The sequence below is a fragment of the Streptomyces sp. BA2 genome (assembly GCF_009769735.1).
GTDB lineage: Bacteria > Actinomycetota > Actinomycetes > Streptomycetales > Streptomycetaceae > Streptomyces.
The window spans coordinates 4,472,866-4,493,241 of the sequence record NZ_WSRO01000002.1 but is presented as its reverse complement, the minus strand read 5'-3'; the positions used below and the strand labels follow the sequence as shown (position 1 = coordinate 4,493,241).

20 protein-coding genes and 1 tRNA gene are annotated in these 20,376 nt (G+C 70.1%); 14 read left to right on the top strand and 7 right to left on the bottom strand.

The genetic code is table 11. The features are described from left to right. Positions 1–6 precede the first annotated feature (6 nt). Positions 7–1,308, top strand: coding sequence for an MDR family MFS transporter (locus E5671_RS22805; RefSeq protein ID WP_160505806.1), 1,302 nt, complete (start codon positions 7–9; stop codon positions 1,306–1,308). Positions 1,309–1,518: 210 nt separating this feature from the next. Then, positions 1,519–1,677 (top strand): hypothetical protein, encoded by a 159-nt coding sequence (locus E5671_RS45440; protein WP_202121221.1) that lies wholly within the window; start codon positions 1,519–1,521, stop codon positions 1,675–1,677. A 71-nt stretch (positions 1,678–1,748) separates the two neighbouring features. Here the strand turns inward: E5671_RS45440 and phoU are convergent, their stop codons facing one another. After that, the gene (phoU, locus tag E5671_RS22800; protein ID WP_160510362.1) at positions 1,749–2,429 is read right to left on the bottom strand and encodes a phosphate signaling complex protein PhoU; all 681 of its coding nucleotides are present in this window, start codon (positions 2,427–2,429) and stop codon (positions 1,749–1,751) included. Between the two features lie 283 nt (positions 2,430–2,712). On the opposite strand from phoU, the gene E5671_RS22795 reads away from it, so the two are divergent. Continuing rightward, positions 2,713–3,972, top strand: coding sequence for a sensor histidine kinase (locus E5671_RS22795; RefSeq protein WP_160505805.1), 1,260 nt, complete (start codon positions 2,713–2,715; stop codon positions 3,970–3,972). Next, positions 3,969–4,649, top strand: coding sequence for a response regulator transcription factor (locus E5671_RS22790; RefSeq protein WP_030362171.1), 681 nt, complete (start codon positions 3,969–3,971; stop codon positions 4,647–4,649). Before E5671_RS22795 ends, E5671_RS22790 begins: the two co-directional genes overlap by 4 nt. A gap of 93 nt (positions 4,650–4,742) precedes the next feature. Here E5671_RS22790 and E5671_RS22785 read toward each other — a convergent pair whose 3' ends face one another. Continuing rightward, a complete protein-coding gene (locus E5671_RS22785) occupies positions 4,743–5,468 on the bottom strand; it encodes a DUF461 domain-containing protein (protein ID WP_160505804.1) in 726 nt (241 codons plus the stop codon). 637 nt (positions 5,469–6,105) lie between these two features. On the opposite strand from E5671_RS22785, the gene E5671_RS22775 reads away from it, so the two are divergent. The 7 genes from E5671_RS22775 to E5671_RS22745 all read left to right on the top strand — a co-directional run bounded on the left by E5671_RS22775 (position 6,106) and on the right by E5671_RS22745 (position 12,895). Continuing rightward, complete coding sequence (locus E5671_RS22775) at positions 6,106–6,588, top strand: CarD family transcriptional regulator (RefSeq protein WP_003953493.1); 483 nt, start codon at positions 6,106–6,108, stop codon at positions 6,586–6,588. A gap of 239 nt (positions 6,589–6,827) precedes the next feature. After that, positions 6,828–7,565 carry a 2-C-methyl-D-erythritol 4-phosphate cytidylyltransferase gene (gene ispD / locus E5671_RS22770; RefSeq protein WP_160505803.1) on the top strand — a complete coding sequence of 246 codons (738 nt, stop codon included), beginning with the start codon at positions 6,828–6,830 and terminating at the stop codon, positions 7,563–7,565. Next, entirely contained in the window at positions 7,555–8,061 is a 507-nt protein-coding gene (gene ispF / locus E5671_RS22765; protein ID WP_160505802.1) for a 2-C-methyl-D-erythritol 2,4-cyclodiphosphate synthase, read from the top strand. Before ispD ends, ispF begins: the two co-directional genes overlap by 11 nt. A gap of 85 nt (positions 8,062–8,146) precedes the next feature. Continuing rightward, on the top strand, positions 8,147–8,551 hold the full coding sequence (locus E5671_RS22760) for a PPOX class F420-dependent oxidoreductase (RefSeq protein ID WP_160505801.1): 405 nt from the start codon (positions 8,147–8,149) through the stop codon (positions 8,549–8,551). A gap of 90 nt (positions 8,552–8,641) precedes the next feature. Next, positions 8,642–10,042 (top strand): cysteine--tRNA ligase, encoded by a 1,401-nt coding sequence (gene cysS / locus E5671_RS22755; RefSeq protein WP_160505800.1) that lies wholly within the window; start codon positions 8,642–8,644, stop codon positions 10,040–10,042. A 124-nt stretch (positions 10,043–10,166) separates the two neighbouring features. Beyond that, positions 10,167–11,126, top strand: a complete 960-nt coding sequence (rlmB, locus tag E5671_RS22750) for a 23S rRNA (guanosine(2251)-2'-O)-methyltransferase RlmB (RefSeq protein WP_160505799.1) — start codon at positions 10,167–10,169, stop codon at positions 11,124–11,126. Positions 11,127–11,251: 125 nt separating this feature from the next. Further along, the gene (locus E5671_RS22745) at positions 11,252–12,895 is read left to right on the top strand and encodes a DoxX family protein (RefSeq protein WP_202121220.1); all 1,644 of its coding nucleotides are present in this window, start codon (positions 11,252–11,254) and stop codon (positions 12,893–12,895) included. Positions 12,896–12,974: 79 nt separating this feature from the next. On the opposite strand, the gene E5671_RS22740 is transcribed toward E5671_RS22745, so the two are convergent. The 3 genes from E5671_RS22740 to E5671_RS22730 all read right to left on the bottom strand — a co-directional run bounded on the left by E5671_RS22740 (position 12,975) and on the right by E5671_RS22730 (position 15,569). Further along, the gene (locus tag E5671_RS22740; RefSeq protein WP_160505798.1) at positions 12,975–13,697 is read right to left on the bottom strand and encodes a nucleotidyltransferase family protein; all 723 of its coding nucleotides are present in this window, start codon (positions 13,695–13,697) and stop codon (positions 12,975–12,977) included. Between the two features lie 66 nt (positions 13,698–13,763). After that, entirely contained in the window at positions 13,764–14,219 is a 456-nt protein-coding gene (locus E5671_RS22735; RefSeq protein ID WP_160505797.1) for a hypothetical protein, read from the bottom strand. A 213-nt stretch (positions 14,220–14,432) separates the two neighbouring features. Then, a complete protein-coding gene (locus E5671_RS22730; protein ID WP_160505796.1) occupies positions 14,433–15,569 on the bottom strand; it encodes an ABC transporter ATP-binding protein in 1,137 nt (378 codons plus the stop codon). 202 nt (positions 15,570–15,771) lie between these two features. Between E5671_RS22730 and E5671_RS22725 the strand changes: the two genes are divergently transcribed. Then, positions 15,772–15,845 (top strand) — tRNA-Thr (locus tag E5671_RS22725). Between the two features lie 99 nt (positions 15,846–15,944). Here E5671_RS22725 and E5671_RS22720 read toward each other — a convergent pair. Continuing rightward, on the bottom strand, positions 15,945–16,973 hold the full coding sequence (locus E5671_RS22720; RefSeq protein WP_160505795.1) for an aldo/keto reductase: 1,029 nt from the start codon (positions 16,971–16,973) through the stop codon (positions 15,945–15,947). Between the two features lie 159 nt (positions 16,974–17,132). On the opposite strand from E5671_RS22720, the gene E5671_RS22715 reads away from it, so the two are divergent. Continuing rightward, a complete protein-coding gene (locus E5671_RS22715; protein ID WP_160505794.1) occupies positions 17,133–18,011 on the top strand; it encodes a helix-turn-helix transcriptional regulator in 879 nt (292 codons plus the stop codon). Positions 18,012–18,032: 21 nt separating this feature from the next. Here E5671_RS22715 and E5671_RS22710 read toward each other — a convergent pair whose 3' ends face one another. Continuing rightward, the gene (locus tag E5671_RS22710) at positions 18,033–19,427 is read right to left on the bottom strand and encodes an NAD(P)/FAD-dependent oxidoreductase (protein WP_160505793.1); all 1,395 of its coding nucleotides are present in this window, start codon (positions 19,425–19,427) and stop codon (positions 18,033–18,035) included. A gap of 126 nt (positions 19,428–19,553) precedes the next feature. Between E5671_RS22710 and E5671_RS22705 the strand changes: the two genes are divergently transcribed. Next, the gene (locus E5671_RS22705) at positions 19,554–20,303 is read left to right on the top strand and encodes a DsbA family protein (protein ID WP_160505792.1); all 750 of its coding nucleotides are present in this window, start codon (positions 19,554–19,556) and stop codon (positions 20,301–20,303) included. Positions 20,304–20,376 lie beyond the last annotated feature (73 nt).

Below are 20,376 nucleotides of genomic sequence, written 5' to 3'. Positions count from 1 at the left end.
AAACCGATGCCACTCGCTGCCCTGAGACGCGCCGCCAAGGAGTCCGTCTCCGGTCTTCCCCGCGAGTTCTGGTGGCTGTGGACCAGCACCCTCGTCAACCGCCTCGGCGCCTTCGTCGCCACCTTCATGGCGCTCTACCTGACCCTCGACCGCGGCTACTCCGCCACGTACGCCGGTCTCGTCGCCGCCCTGCACGGACTCGGCGGTGTCGTCTCCTCGCTGGGCGCCGGCGTCATGACCGACCGGCTCGGGCGGCGGCCCACCCTCCTCATCGCCCAGAGCTCCACCGCGCTCTCCGTCGCCCTCCTCGGCTTCATGAAGGACCCCCTGGCCATCGCGGCCGTCGCATTCCTCGTCGGCATGGCGAGCAACGCGTCCCGGCCCGCCGTCCAGGCGATGATGGCCGACATCGTCCGCCCCGAGGACCGCGTGCGGGCCTTCTCGCTCAACTACTGGGCCATCAACCTCGGGTTCGCGATCTCGTCCACAGGCGCGGGCTTCATCGCCGAGTTCAGCTACCTCGCCGGGTTCCTCATCGAAGCCGTGATGACCATGGTCTGCGCCATCGTCGTCTTCGTGAAGCTGCCGGAGTCGCGGCCCGTACGGACCGCTCTGGAGAAGGCATCAGAACCGGACGTCGGCCTCGGGACCGTCCTGCGCGACGGGCGCTTCATGGGCGTCGTGGGCCTCTCCTTCCTCCTCGCGCTGCTCTTCATGCAGGGCTCCGTGGGGCTGCCCGTCGCCATGGGCGAGGCCGGGTTCACGCCCGCCGACTACGGGATGGCCATCGCCGTCAACGGCGTCCTGATCGTCGTACTCCAGATCCCCGTCACCCGGTTCATCGAACACCGCGACCCGCAGCGGCTGTTGGTCGTCTCCGCCCTGCTCGCCGGCTACGGCTTCGGGCTCACCGCCTTCGCCGGGTCCATCGGCGTCTTCGCCCTGACCGTGTGCGTCTGGACCCTCGCCGAGATCGTCAACGCCCCCACCCAGACCGGTCTCGTCGTACGCCTTTCGCCGACCCACGGCAGGGGCCGCTACCAGGGCATGTACACCCTGTCGTGGGCCGTCGCCGCGCTCGTCGCCCCGCTGATGTCCGGCTTCGTCATCGACCGCTTCGGGGCCGAGTGGCTCTGGGGCGCCTGCGCGGTCATCGGCACGGTCGCCGCCGTCGGCTACTGGTCGCTGATGAGGGGGCTCCCCGCCGAGGAGGAGACGGTGGGCGTGGCGCCCACGCCCACCGCTCCCACGCCCACCGCTCCCGCACCCGATGGGGTCGCCGACCGCGTGCCTGGTGTCACCGGGTGAAGTTCAGGTACTTCCAGGCGCACGGCCGACGTGCCGAGTTTCGCGAGTGACTTCCGGGGTGCCGGGCCGTGCCGGGCCGTGCCGCGTCGTGCCGCGCCGTGCCGCGTCCGGCGCGGCGGGGCCTCCGTACGCGCATGTGCGCCGTTGATGCGCCCCTCTCCAGTGGGCATGGAACGGGCATCAGGCAGTACGCCTTCGAGGAGGAGACCCATGGCTGAGTCCCCCATGACCGAACCCGTCCCCGAGCAGTCGGCGAAGACACCTGGCCTGCCCGAGCTCGTGCTCCTCGGCTCCTGCGGCTGCGGCTCGGGCTGCGGCTGCGGTTGCCAGTCGGGTGGCCCGTGCCAGTGCGGCGGCTGCTGCGGCTGAGGCACGCCCCCAGAACACAAGGGTGTGCCCCGCACCACCGGCGCGGGGCACACCCTTGTGTACAAACGGCCTCAGGCGCCTTCCACGGGCGTCCCGGTCTGCTGCATCTCGTCCGCGTGCTCGCCCGTGACCAGGTAGACGACCCTCTTCGCCACCGACACCGCGTGGTCCGCGAAGCGCTCGTAGTAGCGGCCCAGGAGCGTCACGTCCACGGCCGTTTCGATGCCGTGCTTCCAGCGGTCGTCCATCAGGTGCTGGAAGAGCGTGCGGTGCAGCAGGTCCATCTCGTCGTCGTCCTGCTCCAGCTGGAGCGCCAGGTCGACGTCCTTCGTGATGATGACCTCCGCCGCCTTGGCCATCAGACGCTGCGCCAGCTGACCCATCTCCAGGATCGTCGCGTGCAGATCCTGCGGAACGGCCGACGCGGGGAAGCGCAGGCGGGTCAGCTTGCCGACGTGCTGGGCGAGGTCGCCCGAGCGCTCCAGGTCGGCGCTCATCCGAAGCGAGGTCACGACGATGCGCAGATCGGTGGCGACCGGCTGCTGCCGCGCGAGGAGGGCTATCGCGCGCGCCTCCAGCTCGTGCTGCAGATCGTCCACCTTCTGGTCGGCGGCGATCACGCTCTCCGCCATCTTCAGGTCGGCGTCGAGCATGGCCGTCGTGGCGCGCCCGATCGCGGACCCGACAAGGCGGGCCATCTCGACCAGGCCTTCGCCGATCGAGTCAAGTTCCTCGTGGTACGCGTCCCGCATGTGGATGTCCCTCTCTAGTACGTCCCGGGGGGTGACCCCCACGCTCCCACGGTGCGGCCCCGACGCGTCCGTTTCCGGCATCCCGCATGAACCGTCCCTGTCACCCAGGTGAACTGTGGGCGACGGGGAGCGCCCCACCGGGAGCCGCCCCGGCACGGCCCGGAGTAACCCGTTCAGCCGAAGTGAACCAACACCGTCCCCTCGGTGAACTCTGGGCGACGAGTGTTCGAGCGGGCACCCGGATGGCTGGGGCAGGTGCTCGTCCGGCGCATAACCTGGAGGCATGGACGTGAACGCGGCGGTCGCCGCAGCGGCAGCGATCGCCGGGGTGTGCACCGGTGTCATCGCCATGCTGGCGTTCCGCTGGAGCGAGCGCGACCTGAAACGCCCCACCCGGACCTCCCTGCACACCGATCCCGTACTGCCGCCCGGCGTCGACACGGTGCTCTCCGTGCTCCGCTCGTCCGCCGTCGTCCTCGACGAGGCGGACAGCGTCGTCAAGGCCAGCTCGGCCGCGTACGCCCTGGGCCTGGTCCGCGGCGGCAAGCTCGCCGTCGAGCCCATGCTCCAGATGGCGCGCGACACCCGCCGTGACGGTGAGATACGCCAGGTCGAGCTGGACCTGCCACGCCGCGGCACCGGCCGGGGCGAGGCCCTCGCCGTCTCCGCACGCGTGGCCCCCCTCGGCTCCCGCCTGGTCCTGCTCCTCGTGGAGGACCTCACCGAGGCCCGCCGCATCGAAGCCGTACGACGCGACTTCGTCGCGAACGTGAGCCATGAGCTCAAGACCCCGGTAGGCGCGCTCTCCCTGCTCTCCGAGGCCGTCATGGACGCCTCGGACGACCCCGAGGCCGTCGAGCGCTTCGCGGGCCGCATGCAGATCGAGGCGACCCGCCTGACCAGCCTCGTCCAGGAGCTCATCGACCTCTCCCGGGTCCAGAACGACGACCCCCTGGAGGACGCCGAACCCGTCCGTGTCGACGAACTGGTGGCGGAGGCGATCGACCGCAGCCGTCACCAGGCCTCGCACAAGCAGATCACCATGGCCGCGGGCGGCACCGCCGACCTGCAGATATGGGGCAACCGCGGCCAGCTGGCGGCGGCACTCGGCAACCTCGTCGAGAACGCCGTGAACTACTCGCCCGCCCGCACCCGCGTGGGCATCGCGGCCCGCCGGGTCAGCGCGCCGGGGGGAGACCTCATCGAGGTGGCCGTCACCGACCAGGGGATCGGCATCTCCGACAAGGACAAGGAGCGTATCTTCGAGCGCTTCTACCGAGTGGATCCGGCCCGCTCCCGGGCCACCGGCGGCACCGGCCTCGGCCTCGCCATCGTCAAACACGTGGCCGCCTCGCACGGCGGGGAGGTCACCGTGTGGAGCTCCGAGGGACAGGGCTCCACCTTCACCCTGCGGCTGCCCGAAGCAGCCGCGGCCCGCGACCGCGGATCCGGTCACGGCGGAGACGGCAGCGAAGCCGGCACCGCACGGCCCGACGAGACCACTGCGTACGAACCCATTCCTGCCCCGGAGGTCCTTCCGTGACCCGAGTGCTCGTCGTCGAGGACGAGGAATCCTTCAGCGACGCCCTGTCCTACATGCTCCGCAAAGAGGGCTTCGAGGTCGCCATCGCGGCCACCGGCCCGGACGGACTCGACGAGTTCGAGCGCAACGGCGCCGACCTCGTCCTGCTCGACCTGATGCTGCCGGGCCTGCCCGGCACGGAGGTCTGCCGCCAGCTGCGCAGCCGTTCCAACGTCCCGGTGATCATGGTCACCGCCAAGGACAGCGAGATCGACAAGGTGGTCGGCCTCGAAATAGGAGCCGACGACTATGTGACCAAGCCCTTCTCGTCCCGCGAACTCGTGGCCCGCATCCGCGCGGTCCTGCGCCGCCGCGGCGAGCCCGAGGAGGTGGCGCCGCAGGCCCTGGAGGCGGGCCCGGTCCGCATGGACGTGGACCGCCACGTCGTCACCGTCTCCGGCTCCAAGGTCGACCTGCCCCTCAAGGAGTTCGACCTCCTGGAGATGCTCCTGCGCAACGCGGGCCGCGTCCTGACCCGCATGCAGCTCATCGACCGCGTCTGGGGCGCGGACTACGTGGGGGACACCAAGACCCTCGACGTCCACGTCAAGCGCCTGCGCGCCAAGATCGAACCGGACCCGGGCGCTCCGCGCTACCTGGTGACGGTGCGGGGCCTCGGCTACAAGTTCGAGCCGTAGACGGCCCCTCAGTAGAAGTCACGCGAAAGGGGCGGGAACCCGGCACCGGGTTCCCGCCCCTTTCGCGCGTACGCCAATGCGTACGTACGTTGATCAGTGCTCTGCGGCGTCGCCCGCACCGTGCGACTGCGAGCCGCCGCCGGCCGGCGACGAGGCCGCCCCGGACGGCTCGGTGCTCGCGCCACCGGCGGGCGTGCCCGAGGGGTTCGTGGACGGCGAGCCCGACGGGTCGGCCGATGCGCCGCCGGACGGCTTCGCCGACGGCTTGGAGCCCGGAGCCTCGGGAACCTCGGTCGGGCCCCACTTCTTGAAGTAGCTCTCGGCCGGCACGACGAAGGTCTTCATCTTCACGTCGCCCGTCTTGCTGAAGGCGAAGGTGACCGGCTGCGCGTTGCCGTCCTTGACGGCCTCGCGGCTGCTGGACAGGACGGCGGAGGCGTTGTCCTTGCCGCCGATGACGACCGAGCCGCCCGCGGGGATGGTCAGCGGACCGCCACGCTTGGAGGTCTTGTCGTCCTTGGCCGGCGTGATCTTGGCCTTCTTGCCGGTGCCGTTGACCGCGATCTCGTCCAGCGTCTGGTCGGTGCTGCCGTTGTTGAAGATCGTGGCGGCGATCACCGCGGGGCCCGTCGACTTCAGGTCGGGCTGGGTGATCACCATGGCGTTCTGGATCTGGATGTCGCCGACGGAGGTCGCGGCGTTGTCCGGCTTGATCTCGTGCGTCTGGGCGTTGTTACCGGCGCCGCACGCGGCGAGCGACGCGAGCGAGAACGCGATGGCGGTGGCGGCAATGGCGCCACGTCGAAGGCTGCGGCTCACGGCGGCGGCAACTCCTTGAACGAGGGCGATACGGGAGGGCGGGCGGCCGTAAAGCCGCCCTAAGTGTGTGTCAGCGGGCTTAGGTTACCGAGCCGTTCCCGCGCCACCGCACCCGACCCGCCCCTACGGGTGGTGAGCCTCTCTCCCGGGGCTCGTGCCCCGACACTCGCGCCCCAGCCGTCACGTCAGCGACATTGGCTTCTCGTTCACCATTCACTTAAGTGCCGTCAAGAGTCATCGCGGCCCGTCCTGCGGATTTCCGGTAAGGAATGCATGGCGGTCCGGGGAAGTCCGGGAAATTGATCACCGGGGGCACTTGATCAATTCCGGATTCACATCGAACGCGGGCTCGCACGTCTCCCCAGTCGCCGAACGGAGTAGCGGAAGTTCACCGCTTGGAACCTGGCAAACCGGGACGTTCAGCCTCGTGGAGCGCTCTCGGAGGGGGTGTGACGGGCGTGTTTCTGCTTCCCCGGAGAGCCGCTCTCACCTGCGAATACCCCACTCCGGAAGCCCTTCGCAGCACGTTCCTGTTGCTGTTGTCAAGCCCCGAGATATGCCCTGACCTGCGAAAACGCCATTCAGAAGAGGCGGTTCTCGTGTTAGGATGGATAGCCACGGAAGGGGTACCTGTCACATGACGTTCAAGGTTGGCGACACCGTGGTCTATCCCCATCACGGGGCCGCGCTGATCGAGGCCATTGAGACTCGCCAGATCAAAGGCGTGGACAAGACCTACTTGGTGCTGAAGGTCGCCCAGGGCGACCTGACGGTACGTGTGCCTGCGGACAATGCGGAGTTCGTCGGCGTGCGTGATGTGGTCGGTCAGGACGGGCTCGACCGGGTCTTCGAAGTACTGCGCGCGCCGTACGCCGAAGAGCCCACGAACTGGTCCCGTCGCTACAAGGCAAATCTCGAGAAGCTCGCATCGGGCGATGTCATCAAGGTCGCGGAAGTCGTGCGTGACCTGTGGCGTCGTGAGCGTGAGCGCGGACTGTCCGCGGGTGAGAAGCGCATGCTCGCCAAGGCTCGCCAGATCCTGGTGAGCGAGCTCGCCCTCGCGGAGAACACGAACGAGGACAAGGCCGAGGCCCTGCTCGACGAGGTCCTCGCGTCCTGATCGCGTCCTGACATACGCATACGTCTTGGCGCCATGAATGCCGCGGTGCCCGCTGACCCTCAATGGTGTCGCCGGGCGCTGCGGCATGTTCGTACCCAGATGTAATCCCTTAAGCGTGCGTGCCGGGCTCGGGCAGCTGGCTCGACCAGATGTCACGGAAGGGTCCGGTCAAGGGCCCGCGCCCGGCGTCGCTGAGGCCATACCCACCTCGGCCGAGCACACAAACCTGAACGGAAGCGATGTCTGAGGAATCCCGCACCGCGGTCGTGATCCCCGCTGCCGGACGCGGCGTACGGCTCGGCCCGGGCGCCCCCAAGGCGCTCCGCGCGCTGAACGGCACGCCCATGCTCATCCACGCCGTACGGGCCATGGCCGCCTCCCGCGCCGTCTCGCTCGTCGTCGTCGTGGCCCCGCCGGAGGGCGCCGCCGAGGTCAAGTCACTCCTGGCCGACCACTCGCTGCCCGAGCGCACCGACTTCCTCGTGGTCCCTGGTGGCGAAACCCGCCAGGAGTCCGTGAAGCTCGGCCTCGACGCCCTGCCGGACGGCATCGGCGTCGTCCTGGTGCACGACGCGGCCCGCCCGCTCGTGCCCGTCGACACCGTCGACGGCGTCATCGAGGCTGTACGCGACGGCGCCCCCGCCGTCGTCCCCGCGCTGCCCCTGACCGACACCGTCAAGCAGGTCGAGCCCGGGGACCCCAAAGAGCCGGGCGCACCCGAGCCCGTGGTCGCCACGCCCGAGCGGGCCCGCCTGCGCGCCGTGCAGACCCCGCAGGGCTTCGACCGCGACACCCTCGTCCGCGCCCACGCGACGGTCACCGACAACGTCACGGACGACGCCAGCATGGTCGAGCAGCTGGGCCTCCAGGTCGTCGTCGTGCCCGGCCACGAAGAGGCCTTCAAGGTCACGCGGCCCCTCGACCTCGTCCTCGCCGAGGCCGTGCTCGCCCGCAGGAGGGCCAACGATGGCTTCTGAGAACCAGCCGCAGCGGATCAGCCTTCCGCAGGTCGGCATCGGCACCGACGTGCACGCCTTCGAGGAAGGGCGCGAGCTGTGGTGTGCCGGGCTCCTCTGGGAGGGCGAGAGCGCGGGCCTCGCCGGGCACTCGGACGGGGACGTCGCCGCGCACGCCGCCTGCGACGCCCTGTTCTCCGCGGCCGGCATCGGCGACCTCGGCGCGCACTTCGGCACCAGCAGGCCCCAGTGGTCCGGTGCCTCCGGTGTGACGCTGCTCGCGGAGGCGGCCCGGATCGTGCGCGCCGAAGGCTTCGAGATCGGCAACATCGCCGTCCAGGTCATCGGCGTACGCCCCAAGGTCGGCAAGCGGCGTGACGAGGCGCAGAAGACGCTGAGCGCCGCCGCGGGCGCCCCGGTCGCCGTGTCCGGCACGACGACCGACGGGCTCGGCCTCACCGGCCGCGCCGAGGGCCTCGCCGCGATCGCGACGGCACTGGTCGTGCGGACGGACTGACCGGCGTGCCGGTTACGAGTGAAATGCCGTTGCGGCAGGGTGGGTTGGAGCACACCCACTGACGTACGAGAGAGAGGCATCCCACATGGCCGCCGAACTGTCCGACAAGCTCAAGGCCCTTCTCGACACCCCCGTCTTCATCAACGTGGCCACCATCCAGCCCGACGGCAGCCCCCAGGTCTCACCGGTCTGGGTGAAGCGTGACGGCGACGAACTGCTCTTCTCCACCACGATCGGCCGCCGCAAGGAGAAGAACCTGCGCCGCGACCCGCGCGTGACGGTTCTCCTCCAGCCCTTCGACGCGCCGTACACGTACGCCGAGATCCGCGGCGAGGTGACGATGACCACCGAGGGCGGGCAGGAGCTCATCGACGAGCTGGCGCTGAAGTACACCGGCCTCAAGTACGCCGAGTTCAACAAGTCCTCCGTCAACGACGAGCCCCGCGTCGTCGTCCGCGTCACTCCGCGCAAGGTCGTCGGCCGCCTCTGAGGCCTTCTCGCGCCCGCGCATGTCACAGTTCCGTGCCCTGTTGCCCCCGGAGGTCGCAGGGCACTGTCCTGCGCCCACTACCCTGGAGTGGTGACGATTCGCCTGTACGACACCAGCGCCCGGCAGATCCGAGACTTCAGCCCGCTCAACGACGGTTGTGTCTCGATCTACCTGTGTGGCGCGACGGTGCAGGCGGCCCCGCACATCGGGCACATCCGGTCGGGTCTGAACTTCGACATCATGCGCCGCTGGTTCGAGCACCGCGGCTACGACGTCACCTTCATCCGAAACGTCACGGACATCGACGACAAGATCATCCGGAAGTCGGCCGAGCAGGGCCGCCCGTGGTGGTCGATCGGGTACGAGAACGAGCGGGCCTTCAACGACGGCTACGACGTCCTCGGCTGCCTGCCGCCCACCTACGAGCCGCGCGCCACCGGCCACATCACCGAGATGGTCGAGATGATGCGCGGCCTCATCGAGCGCGGCCACGCCTACGAGTCGGACGGCAACGTCTATTTCGACGTGAAGTCCTTCCCGGGCTATCTGGAGCTGTCCAACCAGGATCTTGACAACCTGCTCCAGCCCTCGGGCGAGGGCGAGACCGGCAAGCGCGACCCGCGTGACTTCGCCATGTGGAAGAGGGCCAAGGAGGGGGAGCCCAGCTGGGAGACCCCGTGGGGCCGCGGCCGCCCTGGCTGGCACCTGGAGTGCTCGGCCATGGCCCACAAGTACCTCGGCCGTGAGTTCGACATCCACGGCGGCGGCATCGACCTGATCTTCCCGCACCACGAGAACGAGATCGCGCAGGCCAAGGCCTTCGGCGACGCGTTCGCGCGGTACTGGGTGCACAACGGCTGGGTCACCATGAGCGGCGAGAAGATGTCCAAGTCGCTCGGCAACTCCGTCCTCGTGTCCGAGATGGTCAAGAAGTGGCGCCCCATCGTCCTGCGCTACTACCTGGGCACCCCGCACTACCGCTCGATGATCGAGTACAGCGAGGAGGCCCTGCGCGAGGCCGAGTCCGCGTTCGCGCGGATCGAGGGCTTCGTGCAGCGCGTGGTGGAGAAGGCCGGGGGCGTCGTGGAGCCCGCCGCCGACGTGCCGCCCGCCTTCGCCGACGCGATGGACGACGACCTGGGCGTCCCGCAGGCGCTCGCCATCGTGCACACGACGGTCCGGCAGGGAAACTCCGCCCTGGCCGCCGACGACAAGGAAGCCGCGGTGGAGCGCCTCGCCGAGGTGCGGGCCATGCTCGGCGTGCTCGGCCTCGACCCGCTCGACCCGCACTGGGCCGGCGACGGCGACCGCGGCGAGGACCTGCACGGGGTCGTCGACACGCTCGTCCGTCTCGTCCTCCAGCAGCGGGAGGCGGCGCGTGGCCGCAAGGACTGGGCCACCGCCGACGCCATCCGCGACCAGCTCAACCAGTCCGGTCTCGTCATCGAGGACGGCCCGACAGGACCGCGGTGGACTCTCGGCCCGCGCTGAGCGTCTGACCTCGCGATGTGCCGCCCGGCGACCCGGGCGGCACACTTCATATACGTACGCAGTCACGCAGTGGGCAGCCATGCAGCACGCAGGCAGCCGCACGCAACACAGAGACAGGTAGGTCATGGCCGCTAACAACCGCCGCATGTCCGGCAAGAAGGGCGCGCAGGTCGGCAGCGGCGGAAATCGACGCCGCGGCCTTGAGGGCAAGGGCCCGACGCCGCCCGCCGAGGCGCGCAAGGGACACAAGAAGAACCGCATCGCCAACGCCGTGGCCAAGAAGACCGCCGGTGGCCCCGGTGGCGGCCGCCGTCCCAGTTCCGTGAAGGGCCGCGGCAAGTCCACCTCCGAGATGGTCGTCGGGCGCAACTCCGTCGTCGAGGCGCTGCGCGAGGGCGTGCCGGCGTCGATGCTCTACGTCCAGCAGTTCATCGACAACGACGAGCGCGTCCGCGAGGCGCTGCAGATCGCCGGTGAGCGCGGCGGCATCCACCTGATGGAGGCCCCGCGCCCCGAGCTCGACCGCATGACCAACGGGCTCAACCACCAGGGGCTCGTGCTCCAGGTCCCGCCCTACGAGTACGCGCACCCCGATGAGCTCGCGGCCGCCGCCTACGACCTGGGCCAGGACCCGCTGATCGTCGCGCTCGACGGCGTGACGGACCCGCGGAACCTGGGCGCCGTGGTCCGTTCGGCCTCCGCCTTCGGCGGGCACGGCGTCGTCGTCCCCGAGCGCCGGGCAGCGGGCATGACCGCGGGCGCCTGGAAGACGGCCGCCGGTGCCGCCGCTCGTACGCCCGTGGCGCGGGCCACGAACCTGACCCGCGTCCTTGAGTCGTACAAGAAGGCCGGGCTCGCGATCGTCGGGCTCGCGGCGGACGGCGAGCACGAGGTCGGCGACCTCGAGGCGCTCTCCGGTCCCGTCGTCATCGTCATCGGCAGCGAGGGCAAGGGCCTCTCGCGTCTGGTCGGCGAGACCTGCGACTACCGCGTGCGGATCCCCATGCCGGGCGGCACGGAGTCCCTGAACGCCGGTGTCGCGGCAGGCGTCGTGCTCTACGAGGCGTCCCGGCGCCGGAGTTAACCGTCACCCCAGACGTCGGCGGGCCCGGATTCCGCGGGCCGGCCGACGTCCGGTGTAGATCTTGACGCGGTCCGGACATTTCCGCACGGTCAAGGCAGTGTCCTAAACACACATCACTCGGTTAGATGAGTGTGGACACCAGAACGCCCCGCAATCCCACGGGGGGAAGCTCGTCAGGGTTCGACGAAGCTCCCGCGCTGAGCATGGTGAAGGTGCCGAGCGACCCGGCGCAGGTCATCGTGAACCACGCGAGCTTCCGCGTGCAGCTCCCCACCGCGCAGCGGACCCAATCCCCGCGTATCGCACGGCACTTGAGCAATGCCGATGACACCGTGCGTATCCCCGCAGTCGGCTCCGCCACACGGCGCCGCTCGCCCGTCGTCTGGAGCGGGAAGTCCGAGCCCGGCGACCCCGGAGCCACCGGACTGCTGCAGGCGGTGCGCGGAACCGGCGTGCGCCATTCGGCCGAAGTCGGGGGTGCCGGGAGCGCCTCCTACGACGACGGAGGTGCCACGCAGGTCATCCCCCGCATCGACGTCGACGACGATCTCGAGAGCACACAGGCCACGCCTGCCGTCATCGGTCCTCGTCACCCCGACCCCGACACCCGGCTCATTCCGCGCATGCCGATGCCGGAGAGCGACCTCGACGAACAACTCCCCTATGAGGACGACGAGTTCGACGACGACTACGACGACACGGGCGACCGTCAGGTCGTGAGGCGGCACGGGGCCGACCCCGTGCGGCACGCCTACTACCCCGGCCGCCGCATGAACCTCGGCGTCGTGCTGCTTCCGCTGCGCGTCTTCCTCGGGTTCATCTCCATCTACGCGGGCATGGGCAAGCTCTGCGACCCCGTGTACTTCGACGGCGGCGACCGCGGCTCCATGGTCAAGTGGCTCAACTCGCTGCACCCCTGGGCGCTCGCCGAGCCGCTGCGGGACTTCGCCCTCCAGCACCCGGTGGGCGCCGGGCTCTGCATCGCCTTCCTGCAGATCATCGTCGGCGTGCTCACGGTGCTCGGGCTCTGGCAGCGGGTCGCGGCCAGTGTCGGCGTGCTCCTGTCCGCCGCGCTCATCGTCACCGTCAGCTGGAAGACCGTCCCCGCCTACGACGCGCCGGACATCATCTATCTGGCCGCATGGTCGCCGCTGATCATCGCCGGCGCGCCCGTCTACTCCGTCGACGGACGCCTCGCGGGCGAGGCCTGGCGGACGCTCGGGCCGCGTGTGGACATCTGGGAGCTGCGGCGCCGTGTGCTGCGGCGCGGCGCGCTCATCGGCGCCCTCGTCGTCGGGCTCACGCTGCTCATCGGTTCGATGCTCGGCGGTGCCGTGCGGGACGCCGACCGCGTGACCGTGCCGGGACCCGGCGAGGCCCCGCGCAACGAACTGCCGGGCTCACCGCTTCCGGAGGAGCCCGGGAAGCAGCGCCAGCGCCAGGGCCAGTCGCAGAGCCCCACGGCCTCCTCCGGGGCGCCGACGCAGGGGAGTTCCGCCAGCCCCACACAGGGCGCCACGGCGACCACTCCGGGGGCGGCGCCCGAGTCCGCCACCGCGGGCACCGGCCAGGGGCAGCCGAGCCAGACACAGGGCACCACCGGTCAGGCACCGCCCCAGGAGGCGCCGCAACAGCAGCCTCCGTCGTCGGCCACCGCGGGACCCACGTCCAGCGGCGGCAGCGGCGGCGCGGCGCCCGAGAGCGGCGCGAGCGGCGGCAGCACGGGCGGCGGCAACGACCGGCTCGTGGGCGGGCTGCTGGGCGGCTGACCTTCCCTTCGGATACGGCGACGGGGCCCCGCACAGTCACTGTGCGGGGCCCCGTCGACGTACGTACGCGGAAAGACTCTCAACCGCTCTGTGCCGCGAGCTCCTTGGCCGCTTCCGTCAGGTCCTTCGCGGTGTCGATCGCCCGCCAGTACGCGCCCTGCGGCAGCGGGAAGCCCGCCAGGCTCTTCTCGCGGGCCAGGCGCGGGAACGTGGTGCGCTCGTGGTCGCCGCGGTCGGGCAGGAGCGCGGTGAAGGAGGCGGAGAAGACGTACACGCCCGCGTTGATCAGGTACGGGGACGGCGGGGACTCGATGAAGTCCGTGATGTGGCCGAACGCGTCCGTCTCGACGGCGCCCCACGGGATGCGGGGGCGGGCCAGGGCGAGGGTCGCGGTGGCGTCGCGCTCGGCGTGGAAGGCCGCCATGTCGCGCAGCGAGAAGCGGGTCCAGATGTCGCCGTTCGTCGCGTACCAGGGGCGGTCCGCGTGCGGGAGGTGACGGGCGGCGTACTTCAGGCCGCCGCCGCGGCCCAGGGGTTCGCTCTCGACCACCGTGGTGACGTTCAGCGGGAGGTCGGCCGACTCCAGCCACTCCTGGAGCACTTCGGCGAGATGGCCGCAGGAGACGACGGCGTCCGTCACGCCCTCGGCCGCCAGCCAGGAAAGCTGATGGCCGATGATCGGGGTCCCCGTGCCGGGGATCTCGACCATCGGCTTGGGCCGGTCGTCGGTGTACGGACGGAGGCGTGAGCCTTGGCCTCCGGCCAGGACGACGGCTTGGACGGGGTGCGGGTCAGAGGTCATGTACCGCACGATATGCGGACGGCGCTGGGCTCTGTCCCGGACCCCGGTCCTCGAACGCCGGTCGGCTCAAGACGACTGTGCCGCGACGCCCGACGCGAAGGACGTGTCGCAGACCGGGCGGGCGTACGACTGGGCGCGTGTCGGGCCGTACGCCCGGACGGCCGCGCGGCCGAGGGCACGGGCGATGGAGACACAGTGCTTGGCGAGCGACGGGTGGCGGTTCACCTCCTGCTGGAGGTGGGTGAGCGCGACGCCGGGGTTCCTCTCCTGGAGCTCCAGGAGCAGCCGGTCGCGCAGGATGTCCTGCGGTGCGCGGGACTTGGCCGGTACGGAAAGATCGTCGGCGGATGCGGTGAGCATCGAATCCGAGGAGTTCCCGGACCAGTTGACGCTGGTGACCGCGAGGGTCCCGGAGAGCACCAGCATCACGGGCAGGACGAGGGCGAGCGTGCGGCCGATGCGTCGGGCGGGGCCTCGGTGGGCTCGGCGCGGCTTCTGGGTGTAGTTGGCGGAGTGCGTCACGCGAGTGAGCGTAGCGGTCGGTGATGATTTGGCGACATTACGTCACTCGGTCGAGCGACGGAGAATGAGGTTTCTCTGGAGCGGTGTTGACGAGCTCCAGGAGAAATGACCGGTCTGCCGGGGTATTTGTCGACAACGTGGACGAACGCGCAGGGCCCCGCACCGGAGTGCGGGGCCCTGCGTACATCGATGCCGTGAGGTCAGTCGGTGAGGTCAGTCGGTGAGACGCTCGCCCGTCGACGTCGAGAACACGTGGATCTCGCCCGGACGGGGCACGACGTGCAGCTGCGTGCCCTTCTCCGGGACCCGGCGGCCGTTCACGCGGACCACGAGGTCCTTGTGCTCGCCGCCGACCTCCGCGGAGCCGTAGACGTAGCCGTCGGCGCCGAGCTCCTCGACGACGTTCACGGAGACGGCGAGGCCCGCCGGGGCGTCCTCGGTCTCCTTCGAGAGGGACTTCGCCGTGGAGCCGTCCTGCTCGACGATGTCGAAGTGCTCCGGGCGGACGCCGACCGTGACCGTGCGGTCGCCCTTGTCGGCCGCGGCGGACAGTGCCTCGCGGTTGACCGGCACGACGGAGTTGCCGAACTTCACGCCGCCGTCGGTGATCGGGACCTCGACGAGGTTCATGGCGGGGGAGCCGATGAAGCCCGCGACGAAGAGGTTGGCCGGGCGGTCGTACATGCTGCGCGGCGAGTCGACCTGCTGGAGCAGGCCGTCCTTCAGTACGGCCACGCGGTCGCCCATGGTCATGGCCTCGACCTGGTCGTGGGTGACGTACACGGTGGTGATGCCGAGGCGCCGCTGGAGGCTGGCGATCTGCGTACGGGTGCTCACGCGGAGCTTGGCGTCGAGGTTCGACAGCGGCTCGTCCATGAGGAAGACCTGGGGCTCACGCACGATGGCGCGGCCCATCGCCACACGCTGGCGCTGACCGCCGGAGAGGGCCTTCGGCTTGCGGGCCAGGTAGTCCGTGAGGTCGAGGATCTTCGCGGCGTCCTCGACCTTCTGGCGGATCTCGGCCTTGTTGACGCCCGCGATCTTCAGGGCGAAGCCCATGTTGTCGGCGACCGTCATGTGCGGGTAGAGCGCGTAGTTCTGGAACACCATGGCGATGTCCCGGTCCTTGGGCGGCAGGTGCGTGACGTCGCGCTCGCCGATGCGGATGGCGCCGGCGTTCACGTCCTCCAGGCCCGCGAGCATGCGCAGGGAGGTGGACTTTCCGCAGCCGGAGGGACCGACGAGGACGAGGAACTCGCCGTCCGCGACGTCGAGCTCGAGCTCATCGACGGCGGGCTTGTCGCCACCCGGATAGATGCGGGTCGCCTTGTCGAACGAAACAGTGGCCATGGTGAGGGCCCCCTTCACCGGCAGGAACGTGCCGGACGATCCGTTGTAAAGAGAGGAGTGGTGTAGTCCACCTGAGCGAACTGCTCGTGACCGTACCCCGGGGGTCATCGGTCTGTCAGTAGTCCTGCGCCTGCGACGTTCGAGGAATTTTCGACGGGGGCATGTGCGGCGTTGGTTACACTGCTCGGGCACGACGCTGCATGCCTCCTTAGCTCAGATGGCCAGAGCAACGCACTTGTAATGCGTAGGTCGTCGGTTCGAATCCGACAGGGGGCTCGGAAAGCCCAGGTCAGATCGGTCTGACCTGGGCTTCTTTGCGTCCTGAAGTACCTCTCGTGCAGTACCTCTCGTGCCCGGCGTCGAGCTCCTGCCCTGTCAGCGGCGGCGCAGTGTCTTGTCCGTGAGTGCGGGCGGGTCGTAGTGGGTGACGTCGCGGTTGAGGTCGGTGCCGGGAGGCACGATCTCGTCGATGCGGTCGAGGATGTCGCCGCTCAGGACCGTTCCCGCGGCGCCGAGCAGCGAGGTGAGCTGGTCGTGGGTGCGGGGGCCGATGATCACGGAAGTGATGGCGGGGTGCGACAGGACGAACCCGGTGGCCAGAGCGGGCAGCGTCAGGCCGGCGTCGGCGGCCACCTTTCGCAGCTCGGTGACCGCGGTGAGCTTGGCGGCGTTGCCGGGCAGGCTGGTGTCGAGGAGCTGCGGCAGGAAATTCGAGCGGGTGGCTTCGCCGGGGGTCGCGCCGTCCGGTCCGCCGTACTTGCCGGACAGCCAGCCGCCCGCGAGGGGGCTCCAGGTGAGGACGCCCATGCCGTACTTCTGCGCGGTGGGAAGCACGTCCCGCTCGATGGCGCGGGCCAGGATCGAGTACGGCGGTTGCTCGCTGCGGAAGCGGACGTGGCCGCGCTTCTCGGCGACCCACTGGGCCTCGACGATCTCACCGGCGGGAAATGTGGACGAGCCGATCGCCCGGACCTTGCCGGAGCGCACCAGGTCCGACAGCGCCGACAGGGTCTCGTCGATGTCGGTGTCCGGATCGGGGCGGTGCACTTGGTAGACGTCGATCCAGTCGGTGTCCAGGCGGCGCAGGCTGTCCTCGACGGCGCGGATGATGTAACGGCGGGAAGCGCCCCGTTGGTTGGCGTCGGTGCCCATCGGGTTGCTGAACTTGCTCGCGAGGACGACGTCGTCCCGGCGGCCCTTGAGGGCCTTCCCGACGATCACTTCGGACTCGCCGTCGGAGTACATGTCGGCGGTGTCGAGGGTGTTGATGCCCGCGTCGAGAGCGGTGTGCACGATGCGGACTGCCTCGTCGTGGTCCTTGGTGCCCCACGCGCCGAGCATCATCGTGCCGAGGGTGTACTCGCTGACGGAAATGCCGGTGCCGCCGAGAATCCTGCGGTTCATGAATGCTCCCCTGTCCTTCTGTCCTGCGTGCAGCTGGTGTCGTGAGCGATCACCTGGTCTCGTGGTCGACCTTGCCCGCCGGTCCCGGTGCCCGCCAGGCCCGGCGGGGCCTGGTACCCGCAGGGCCTGGTTGGGCCGGGCATGCCGGAGAATGGCCGGATGCATGCCGAGCCGGAGATCAACGCGTTCTTGAAGGCCCGCAGGGCAGCCCTGGACCCGGCCGAGTTCGGCCTGCCGTCCGGCGGGACGCGGCGAAGGGTGCGCGGGCTGCGCCGTGAGGAGGCCGCCCGCCTCACGGGGATCAGCGTGGAGTACTACACGCGCATCGAGCAGGGCCGTGGCGGAAACGTCTCGCCGGAGGTCCTTGACGGCCTCGCCCGTGGGCTGCGGCTGACCGCTGCCGAGCACGAGTACCTGCGGAACGTGGCGTACCGGGCGGCGCACAGCGGGGTCGCGCGGCGGCAGGTGCGGGAAGAGCCGCAGGTCGTACGGCCCGGTCTGCGGGTCGTGCTCGACTCGATGGAGGGTGTCGCGGCCCTGGTCTACGGCCGGGCCATGGACGTTCTGGCGTGGAACGGTCCCGGCGGGAAGCTGGGGTGCGACTTTGCGCAACTGCCCCCGGAGGAGCGCAACATCGCCAAGCAGATGTTCCTGCACCCGGACGCGGAGGCCGCGCACCCGGAGGCGGCGCAGATCCGCCGCGAGATCGTCGCCGTGCTGCGTGCCGAGGCCGGCCGCACTCCGGATGGCGAGCGGCTGTGCGTGGTGATCGGTGAACTCCGCGAGCGCAGCCCGGAGTTCGCACGGCTGTGGGAGTCGCAGGAGGTCGAGGAGAAGGGGCACGGTATCAAGCGCGTCCGGCATCCGGAGCACGGGCTGATGGAACTGCACTTCCAGGCGCTGCGACTGCCGCCGCCCGACGAGGAGCTGACGCTGCTGCTGTACGCGGCCGAGCTGGGCTCGTCGTCCCATGCGGCTCTGCTGGCGCTGTCGGGCGGGGCCCGGCCCCTTGCGGATGCCGGTGGGCCGGGTCGCTGAAGACGTACCTGCGTAGGTGAGTCAGTGGCGCCCCGACAGGCGGTCCGCGATGCGGGCCAGGCGGGGGGCCGTGGCGGTCGGGGTGGTCAGTTCGTGGCGGTCCGCGCTGCGGTACGTCGCGTACATGCCCTGGACGCCGATCCAGCGGAACGGCTCCGGCTCCCACTTGCGGACTTTGTGGTTGACCCAGGGGAGCGTCGTGAGGTCCGTGGCGCCTGCCTGGCCCGAGTCCTGCTGGACCAGGTCGCGCAGGGTGCGGGCCGCGAGGTTGGCGGTGGCGACGCCCGAGCCGACGTAGCCGCCCGCCCAGCCGAGGCCCGTCGCGCGGTCCAGGGTGACTGTGGCGCACCAGTCGCGGGGGACGCCGAGCACGCCGGACCAGGCGTGGGCCACCTTCACTCCGGCCAGTTGCGGGAAGAAGCGGGTGAGGATCTCGTGCAGGGCCTCGATCGTGGCCGGCTGGGTGCGGCCGTCGTTGTCCGTTTTTGAGCCGTAGCGGTACGGGACGCCTCTGCCGCCGAGTGCGATGCGGCCGTCGGCGGTGCGTTGGGCGTACATGTACGCGTGTGCCATGTCGCCGAGCGTTTCGCGGCCTTCCCAGCCGATCGACTCCCATTGGGCGTCGGTGAGGGGGGCCGTGGCGATCATCGAGGAGTTCATGGGGAGCCACGTGCGGCGTTGGCCCTTGAGGGACGCCGTGAAGCCCTCCGTGCAGCGCAGGATGTATGGGGCGCGGACCGTGCCGTACGGGGTGATGGCGTGCTTGGGCTTGATCTCCGTGACCGGCGTCGACTCGTGGATCGTGACGCCGAGTGCTTCGACGGCCGCCGCGAGGCCCTTCACCAGCTTCACCGGGTGCAGGCGCGCGCCGTGCGGGGTCCAGGTGGAGCCGACGGCGCCGGCGACGCGGATGCGGTCCGCTGTCTCGCGTGCGCCGTGCAGGGCGCGTTCTTTCTCGCCGTACGCGAGTTCCGTGGCGTGGAATTCCTTCAGGCGTGCCAACTGGGCCGGGGTGTAGGCCACTTCGAGTACGCCGCCGTGGTGGATGTCCGCGTCGATCTGTTCTTCGGTGGCGGCGCGGATTACTTCGCCGACCGTTTCGTTCATTGCTTCCTGGAGGCGTACTGCCGCCTCCCTGCCGTGCAGGCGGGCGTAGCGGTCGCGGCCCGCGACGCCGTTGTAGAGCCAGCCGCCGTTGCGGCCGGAGGCTCCGTAGCCGCAGAACTTCTGCTCCAGGACGGTGATGCGGAGGAAGGGGGCGGCCTTCTTCAGGTAGTACGCGGTCCACAGGCCCGTGTAGCCGCCGCCGACAATGCAGACGTCGGCACTCTCGTCGCCCGGCAGGGGTTCACGGGGAGCCGGGGTGCCGTTGTCCGCGTACCAGAACGAGATGCCGCCGTTGATCGTGCTGCTCATGTGCCGGACGTTACTGCGCTGGTGGGGGCTTTGGGGAGGGGTGCGGGGGCGGGCGTTCCGATACGTTGATCCGGCACGGGCCGATGTCGAAGCGGCACGTGCCGAGATCCTGGAGGACTGTTTCAGATGGCCGTACGCAAGGCCGGGCGCATCGTCGCCGCGGTGGCCGCCACCGCATTCGTCGCCGGGGGCGCTGCCGCCTGCGGCCCCGAGGACCTCACGGGCCGGGGTGACGACAAGGGGTCGGCTTCGGAGTCCGCGTCCCCCGGTGGCCCCGAGGCGAAGCAGCCGCCGGCCGGTACCGACGCGCTCGCGAAGACGCCCGCCACCGTGAAGGGCGGGGTGATCACGGTCGGCGACCCGAAGGCCGCGCACACGGTCAAGCTGTACGAGGACGCGCGCTGCCCGATCTGCAAGAAGTTCGAGGAGACGGGCGCGCAGGCGCTGGTGAAGCCGGTGGCCGACGGCAAGGTGAAGGTCGAGTACACGATCGCCTCGTTCCTCGACAAGAACCTCGGCGGCAGCGGCTCGGTGAACGCGGCGAACGCGCTGCGGGCCTCGGTGGAGGCGGGCAAGTTCCCGCAGTTCCACGCCGCGGTCTTCGCCAACCAGCCCGAGAGCGAGACCGAGGACGCCTACACGCCCGCCTTCCTGCTGAAGATCGCCGACCAGGTGGACGGGCTGCGGGGCGCCGAGTTCGACAAGGCCGTGAAGAAGGGGACGTACAAGAAGTGGGTCGGTGAGGCCATGCAGTCCTTCACCGACGACGGCATGCAGGGCACGCCGACCGTCGTCATCGACGGCAAGAAGGCGGACAGCAACTCCCTGTTCGACCAGGACACGTTCGCCAAGGAGCTGAAGGCCTCCGGGATTTAAGGCCCTCGGGCGTACGGCACTCCGGGCAGCGGGTCGGAGTGCCGTACATGGCGGTGGTCGTACACGGCGGTGG